Origin of the sequence: Neisseria sp. HMSC070F02 (assembly GCF_001814225.1) — a bacterium.
Classification (GTDB): Bacteria; Pseudomonadota; Gammaproteobacteria; order Burkholderiales; family Neisseriaceae; genus Neisseria; species Neisseria meningitidis.
Window position 1 is genome coordinate 1 of sequence record NZ_KV815337.1, and the last position, 7,882, is coordinate 7,882.

At 57.8% G+C, this 7,882-nt stretch carries 3 protein-coding genes; 1 reads left to right on the forward strand and 2 read right to left on the reverse strand.

Going from position 1 to position 7,882, the window contains the following annotated elements; genetic code table 11:
• Positions 1-139: 139 nt before the first annotated feature.
• Together HMPREF2959_RS00280 and HMPREF2959_RS00285 are read right to left on the reverse strand one after the other, a co-directional pair.
• On the reverse strand, positions 140-4,309 hold the full coding sequence (locus HMPREF2959_RS00280; protein WP_002261631.1) for a translocation/assembly module TamB domain-containing protein: 4,170 nt from the start codon (positions 4,307-4,309) through the stop codon (positions 140-142).
• Between the two features lie 54 nt (positions 4,310-4,363).
• Positions 4,364-6,211, reverse strand: a complete 1,848-nt coding sequence (locus HMPREF2959_RS00285) for an autotransporter assembly complex protein TamA (protein ID WP_002242095.1) — start codon at positions 6,209-6,211, stop codon at positions 4,364-4,366.
• A 375-nt stretch (positions 6,212-6,586) separates the two neighbouring features.
• Between HMPREF2959_RS00285 and sstT the strand changes: the two genes are divergently transcribed.
• On the forward strand, positions 6,587-7,816 hold the full coding sequence (gene sstT, locus HMPREF2959_RS00290; RefSeq protein WP_002242094.1) for a serine/threonine transporter SstT: 1,230 nt from the start codon (positions 6,587-6,589) through the stop codon (positions 7,814-7,816).
• The last annotated feature ends 66 nt before the right edge of the window (positions 7,817-7,882 follow it).

Here is a 7,882-nt window from a genome sequence, read left to right on the forward strand (position 1 = left end):
CTGCGGCTTCGTCGCCTTATCCTGATTTTTGTTAATTCACTATATCGATTCTGTTCCCTTGCAGGCGGACGGCGGCGGCGGACGGTGGAAAAGCAGGTTTTCAAATGTCCGGTTTGGCGGCGCGCCGTCTGAAAACCGCTTATTTTCCTTTGCTGTTTCCGGCGGAGTCTTTTTTGTCCGAACCGGAGAAGCGGTCGAAACGTATGGTGTATGTCAGCTCGCCGCCCGACGAACGGCTGCCGATACGGGCAACCGCCTGTATGGCGCGGGTCAGCCGGTAAATCAGTTTGACGGACTGTTCCGCGCTGGAGATGCTGTATTCGTAGCCGATGTAGAGTTTGCCGGTCAGTTGTTTGCCGACGGTCAGCACCTGTTCGGCGGGGTTGAGTTCGCCGGTTTGCGCGTTGCGGCTGCGCTTGCTGGTAAAGCCCAAATCATCCACCAGCCCGATGCGGTCGTTGATTTGTCCGGCAAGCAATGCGCCGGCGGCTGCAGACAGGGCGGCATTGTCGCCGCTGCTGCCGCTGCCGGCGCGGTTGAGGATAAGCCAGGAGAGCTTGTCTTTTTCACTCATCGGTTCGTTTGCCGTCAGCGTAATGCGCGGGCTGTTGAGGCTGCCCAATATTTCCACGCCCGCACCGACGGGGGAAAGGCGGCGTTCGGCGCGGATGTTGAGGTTGGGGTCGTTGAGCGGGCCGACAAAGGAGACCGTGCCTTTGGTAATGTCCAAATCCTGCCCGTATGCCTTATAACGCCCTTTGATGACGCGGACCGTGCCCACGCCCCGCACGCTTCCGCCCGATTGGGCGGTCAGGGTCAGTTTGCCGCCTATGGTAACGTCCGCGCCGTAGCCGGCGAAGCGGATGCCGTCATTGAGGTCTAAAGTCAGGTTCATATTGACGGGGAGCGGTGCCGCCGCCTCTTTTTTGACTTCGCCCAATACGACGACATCGTCGCCGACGGACGGCATCGAGGATTTTTGCGAACCGAACAGCCCCTGATCCGTTTTAATCATCCCGGTAACGGATATGCCTTTTTGCGGCGAATAGCGCAGGCGGGTGTTGCCGGAAACCGTCAGGCGGCGGTTGGGGCGGGACAGGATGCGGTATTTGTCGAACACCGCGCCGATATCGACATCGGGTCCGCTGTTTTCCATACCGACCGTACCGGAGAGTTCCGCCGTCCCTTCGTGACGGAATTTCAGGCTGTCGATTACCCATTTCCTGCCTGCGATATGCGAACGCAGCGAACCGTTGTCCAAGATGATGCCTTGGGTTTGGTTGCGGTAATAGAGCTTGTCGCCGTTGATGCTGCCGCCCAAGTGCGGGTCGGCGATGCTGCCGCCGAGGGTTACGGCGGCATTCAGGCTGCCTTTGACGGTTTGTCCGACGGGCAGGAAGTTGCGGAATACTTCGGCATCGGCAACGGTCAGGTTGAGTTTCCCGCCCAGGGGCGAGGTACTGAAAGAATTACTTTGCCCGACGGTGATGTTGCCGTTGATTTTCCCGTAGTTGCTGCTGCCGTTGACGGCGGCATTGACGGACGGAGAGCCGACCCGTCCGCCGATTTGCGCGGCGGCATTCAGGCTGCCGGTAATGTTTTGCGCGGCGGCGGGCAGAAAGGGCTTCAATGCGCCCAAGTCGGGAAGGGAGGCGGTAATCCTGCCGCCGAGCGGTGCATTTGCCATATTGCCGCCGAAGGCGTTGCCGATGTCCAAATCGGCGTTAATCCGCCCGAAACGCGCGCCGCCGTCAAGCAGGATTCCGATACGGTCGTTTTGAAAGCGCGTTTTCAGGGAAAATGCGTTCAAACCCAAAGCCTGCCCGCCGGGCAATACGGCATCGCCGCTTTGCCGGCTGATATTGAGGTAGCCGCGCGCGTTGCGCCCGTAGGCGACATCCCAGTCGCCGTTTAAAACCAGATTGTGTTCGAAGGGCGGTTTGAAGAAATTGTGCAACTCGGCGATATGCAGACCGTGTGCGCCGCCTTTTGCCGATATGCCGGTTTTTTTATCCCAAGAAAAGTGTTGCAGGTTGAGGCTGCCGCCCATTGCCTGCCAATTTGCCGCACTTGCCGCCACGCGTTCCGCACCGGCTTCGAGCGTCATACGGTTTTGCAGCTTGAGGTTGAATGCGCCGCCGATGTCGAGGATGCCGATGCTGCCTTTCCATCGGGTAAGTTCCCTGTTGATGCCGCCTGAAGCGTCCAAATCGAATTTGAACGGTTTGCCATCCAGCGTCATGGCGGCGTGTGTGCGGATGCGGTGCTGCACGCCCGTGCCGTCCAGCATCAGGTCGGCGGTATCGACAACCGCCGCTCCGCCCGACAGCGAAAGGCGACTGCCTTTAATGTCGGCGCGTATCGGGCGGCTTGTGTCGGGCGAACCTTTGAGCGTGAAATCGAGCGAACGGATGTCTGCCGCCTTGCCGATGTGCAGGTTGCGCGCCGCGCCGGAAAGGTCGGTTTCAAAGGTTCGGATGCCACCGTCCAAATCGCCGGAAAGGTGTCCGCGTACATTTAAAGACCCCGCGAGTCCGAAACCGAAACGGGATAAATCGGGTGCGGTGATATTGAGGTTAAGCCGGTCGCCTTTTTTGCCGAAGCCGCCGTCTGTTTTAATAATGTTCCGCCCCAGCCGCAAATCGACGGCGGCACGCGGAAGGTGGCGGGACTCGTAAACAATGTCGGCACTGCCGGCAATCGGTACGCCGTTGAACGTGCCGGGTAAAAACCGCATTTTGCCTGTGAATTTCTCTTTTGCCAGTTCGCCGGCAAGGTTTATTGAGCCGTTGATATTGCCTGCCGGAAGTTGCGGATCGATGCGCGAAGGGTCGAATGCGCGGGAACGGATGTCCAGCTTGAGCAGGCGGTCTTTAAACAGCTCGAGATAGCCTTGCGCGGTCAGGCTGCCTTGCCCGGCGGCGATGTTGACGGTGTCGAGCACCAGTTTCCGCTGTCCGTTTGCGGGGTCGCTTGCAATGGCGAGGCTGCCGTCCGTGCGCGCCGTGCCGATGCCGAGTTGCCAAGAGATTTTGGGCGAGGCGGTCGTGCCACCGATGCCGATGCTGCCGTCCAACCTGCCTTTGAACGCGGTTTGCAGTACGTCTTCCGCGCCGACGGAGTTGATGCCTATATTTAAATCGAGGATGTCTTTTTCGGTGTCGATTTTGCCCGACAGCCTGATGCCGCCCCGTCCGAGCAGGGCGACGGACGTATTGCCGATATGCACCGTGCCGTCCTGCCGGATGACAAAGTTGCCTAAAACCTGACGGACGGGGATGCCGTTGCGGTCGGCAAAACCGGCTTTAGTGTTTTCCAAATCGAGCGAGCCTTCCAGCGCGATGCCGTCTGAAAACGACGGGATGGCGGTCAGGTCGAAATTCAGCCCGGCATCGGGCAGGGAAGGCACGAAGGCGGACGGATTGATGTTGAACCCTTTGACCAGTACTTCTTCCAATGTTTTATCCAATGATTCGGCAAACGGGTGGATGACGGATTTTCCCGAGAGGCGGATATTGCCGCCGTCGATCGCCAGTTCGGCGCGCACATCCTTCAGGCTGCCGCTCAGCCGAGCCGTACTGTGTATGGTTTTGCCTTCGAGTCCGCCTTTGGTGTAAATGGCGGTATCGAGGGCAAACGGTTTTTTCAAGCCGACCGAGGCTGACCCCGACGAATTGCTCCACGGCGTGTCGGCAGCCTTCAGGTCGAGGCGGTGTCCTTTGATGTCATAACGGTATGAAGCATCCAGCCGTTCGAGATAGACGGTTGGTTTGTCAAAGGCTTTGCCTGCGCTGATTTTGCCCGTCTCGAAGCGGTCGAGATAGACGGCGGCAGGCAGGTCTATGCTGTCGGGAAGGCTGAGCGGAGGGCGTTCTTCTTTAGGCGGAGTCGGTTTGGTAACGATGGCGATGTCGCCGGCGGAAATTTCGGTGATGTGCAGGCTGCGGCGCATCAGTTCGGACGGTTTCCACGCGAAGCGGAAGCGGCTGATTTTAAGGTCTGCCCCCTCGGTTTCTATCGACCAGTTGTCGCCGTCGAAGCCGTCGAGCAGCGTGCCTTTGAGGTTTTGGGAGGAAATGTTTACGCCGAACCAAGACGGGATTTGGTACAGCCCGAAGCGCAAACCGGATTCCGTACCGGCGAGCCAGCCGAGGAAACATACTGCCAAAATCAGGACAGACAGCAGTGCCGCCGACAGCTTCAGCAGCGGGCGGCGTTTTTTTGCCGGCGGGGCAGGGCGGTGTTCAGACGGCATTTTGCGCGTGCCGTTTTCGGTCGGATCGGTATCTGTCGGTGCGGTATCGGTCATAATGTCTGTTTCAAAATAGTTTGCTGCAATGCCGTCTGAAGCGGCCGTATCGGTTTAGAAGCGTGTTCCCAAGCTGATGTGCCAGCGGATTTTCTTATCGCTGTGCCCGTAGGCGATGTCGAAGGAAAACGGTGCGAGCGGGCTGAACCAGCGTACGCCCAGTCCCGAACCGTGTTTCAGCTTCATACGTTTGAAATTGGCGGCGGCATCGCCCATATCGTGGAATACCGCGCCGGAAAGGGTGCGCGTAAACGGCAGTTGGTATTCCAGGCTGCCCGTCAAGAGGGCGCGTTCGGGTAGGACCGATCCGTTCGGGCCGGCAAGTCCGATGCTGTCGAGTTCGTAACCGCGCACGGAAGACGCGCCGCCGCTGCGGAACATCAGCCCCGAGGGGACATCGGCATTATCGCGGGCAACGGTGTAACCCGCTTGTCCGCGTATGATGAACGTGCCGAGTTTTTTGTTTTCGGGCGTGAAGAAATAACCTGCGCGGGCAGAGGTGCGGATCAGCGCGGTGGAGGACAGGAATGTGCCCAAAGTCGTACCGATTTTGCCGTCGAGGTAATGGCCGTTTTCGGGATGCAGCACGTTGTTGAGCAGCTGGCGTTTCCAAGAGGCGGTCAGCATCGTGGCGTGGCTGTTGCCCAAATCGACAGCCGAGCCGGGGATTTTCCGGCCTTCTGCGAGAAATTCCGCCCCCAGCCTGGCATCGATGCCCGCGCGGTCGCGCACATACCAGACGCCGCCGGAGAAGGCGCGTTTTTCGAGGTTTTGGGTGGTCGAACGGTTGTAGGAGACGTTGCTTGTCCAGTAGTTGCCCCGATAGTTGCGCGGCTGGCTGATGCCGGCGGCAAGCGTGGTTTCGTATTTGTCCATATCCCAGACGACCGAACCGATATAGCCTTTGTTGAAGAGGTTGTAATAGTCGTAGGCGATTTTGCCGCCCAAACCGTATTCCGAATCGAGGCGGATGCCGGTTTCGAGTTTGTGGCGTTTGACCTCGGTTACGCTGACTTTGACGGGGACGCGGTCGCCTTGGAGGCGGTCGAAGTCGGCTTGTACGGACGCGCCGGAATAATGCCCGTTTTGTTCGAGCGCCTGTTGGAAGTCGAGCAGCAGGTCGAGGTCGTACGGCATACCGGGCTGGAAACGCGCAAGGCCGGAGACGATTTGTTCGGGGTAACGCTGTGTGCCGGTGATTTCAAAGTCGCCGAAGGCGATGGGGCGGCCGCTGTCCACGACGACGTTCAAATCGGCGGTGGCGGTATCGGGGTTGACGGCCGCCTGCGTATTGCCGAGCTTGGCAAGCGGGTAGGCTTTGCGCGTTACCGCGCCGAGGACGGAAGTTTTGCTGTTTTCCCAACTGTCCTGATCGAAATCGCTGCCTACCGGCTGCTGCCAGTTTTCCAGCGCGTTGCGGTAGTATTCGGCGAGGTTGCCGTCTGAAAGGATGTCGCCGAGGATGGCGACGCCGACGTTGGCGATTTTGGTGCGCGGGCCCGGTGTGATGTGTACCGTATAAGCTCCGTCTTTTTCCGTCAGGCTGACTTTGCTGCTGAAATAGCCTTTGCTGCGGAGCATCGTTTTAACGTTGTCCGGCGCTTCTTCGGCGAGGAAGCCCGTCTGTTCCTTGTCCAATACTTCTTCCTGCTGCTGCGTGATGAGCGGCAGGTGTTCTTCGACCATATCTTTGATTTCACTATCCTGCGTGTCGATGCGGACGGGGAATTTGGGTTTTAATTTGACTGATTCGGTGTCGGGGCTTTTGTTTTTGAACAATGCGAAACCCGCCGCCTTGTTTTCGGAAAGGTCGGCGGCAGGCGCGTATGCGTGCGGAAAGAAAAATAAAGCCGGCAGGAGCAGGGCGGTCGGTTTGATCATCATAGTACGGGTGTCGTGCATCGGTGTGGCGGTTTTCGATTTTAACACTGTTCGGACGGGGCGGGACGCTTCAGACGGCATACTGCCGCCGGTATTTCGGAGGTTGCGGCCCGCCTGGAATGTATCTGCTTGTTTTAAGGTATTTTGTTTCCAATCCGCATATGGAAAACAGGCTGTGTTTCGGAATAGTGCCGGAAAATAGGCAGGATTAAATAAATTTATTTTCGTTCAATAAATTAAACCATCACGCCGAATGATCAAGCAAAGCCTGTCCGGCACTGCATAGGGCAAATCAACGCAACCCCAAAACACAGCCGAAAAATAAAAAAAACACAGAGAATGAGTTTTCTTTTAAAATACAACATTTTTTAACATATCACAACATAAGGAAGAATTATGGCGTTCGGCAAATCCTTATTTCATGCGATCGGCCGCGTCAGCCTGGTCAGGCAGATTGCCGCCGGTTTGGCGTTGGGCATCGTAATCGGTTCGGTTTCACCGCAACTGGGCTTGGCGGCAGGCTTGTTCGGCAGCCTGTTTGTCGGCGCGCTCAAAGCGGTCGCGCCGGTTTTGGTATTTATTTTGGTGGCGGCCACAATCGCGCAGCACCAAAAAGGCAACAAGGCGCATATCAGGCCGATTATCATCCTTTACCTCATCGGCACGTTTTCCGCAGCCCTGACCGCCGTCATCGCCGGTATGGTTTTCCCGACGCACATTGTTTTGGCGGGCGTGGGCGATGTGTCCGCCGCGCCGCCTTCCGGCATTGTGGAAGTGTTGAAATCGCTGCTGATGAACCTGGTCGCCAACCCGATTAACGCGATTGCCAATGCCAACTATATCGGCATTTTGGCTTGGGCTTTGGTTTTGGGCGCGGCGTTGCGGAATCACGGTTCGGACGTTACGCGGCAGGTCGTTGCCGATTTGGCGGAAGCGGTTTCCACCGTCGTGAAATGGATTATCCGTTTTGCCCCTTTGGGCATTTTCGGGCTGGTGTCGTCCACAATCGCGGAGACGGGTTTCGGCGCGCTGGCGGGTTATGCGAAGCTGCTTGCGGTGCTGTTGGGCTGTATGGCGTTTATCGCGCTGGCGGTCAATCCCGCCATCGTGTGGTGGAAAATCCGCCGCAATCCTTATCCGCTGGTGTTTACCTGCCTGCGCGAAAGCGGCGTGTATGCCTTCTTTACCCGTTCTTCCGCCGCCAATATCCCCGTGAATATGGCTTTGGCGAAAAAACTGGGGCTGCACGAAGACACTTATTCGATTTCCATCCCGTTGGGGGCGACCGTCAATATGGGCGGCGCGGCGATTACGATTACCGTTTTGGCTATGGCGGCGGCGCACACCCAAGGCATACAGGTTGATTTTGCCACCGCGCTACTGTTGAGCCTGGTGGCGACGGTCAGCGCGTGCGGTGCGTCCGGCGTGGCGGGCGGTTCGCTGCTGCTGATTCCGCTGGCGTGCAGCCTGTTCGGCATCAGCAACGATGTCGCTATGCAGGTGGTCGCCGTCGGCTTCATCATCGGCGTGATTCAGGATTCGGCGGAAACGGCGTTGAATTCTTCAACCGACGTTTTGTTTACCGCTGCCGCCGATTTTGGCCGACAGAGAAACCGGGCGGAATAAACCAAGCTATGCCGTCTGAAGCCCGTTTGGCGTTCAGACGGCCTTGGATTCGGATTTCAAGTGCAA

Coding starts and splice junctions, on each gene's coding strand:
- HMPREF2959_RS00280 (WP_002261631.1), bottom strand. CDS start 4,309: ATGACCGATACCGCACCGACAGATACCGATCCGACCGAAAACGGCACG.
- HMPREF2959_RS00285 (WP_002242095.1), bottom strand. CDS start 6,211: ATGCACGACACCCGTACTATGATGATCAAACCGACCGCCCTGCTCCTG.
- sstT (WP_002242094.1), top strand. CDS start 6,587: ATGGCGTTCGGCAAATCCTTATTTCATGCGATCGGCCGCGTCAGCCTG.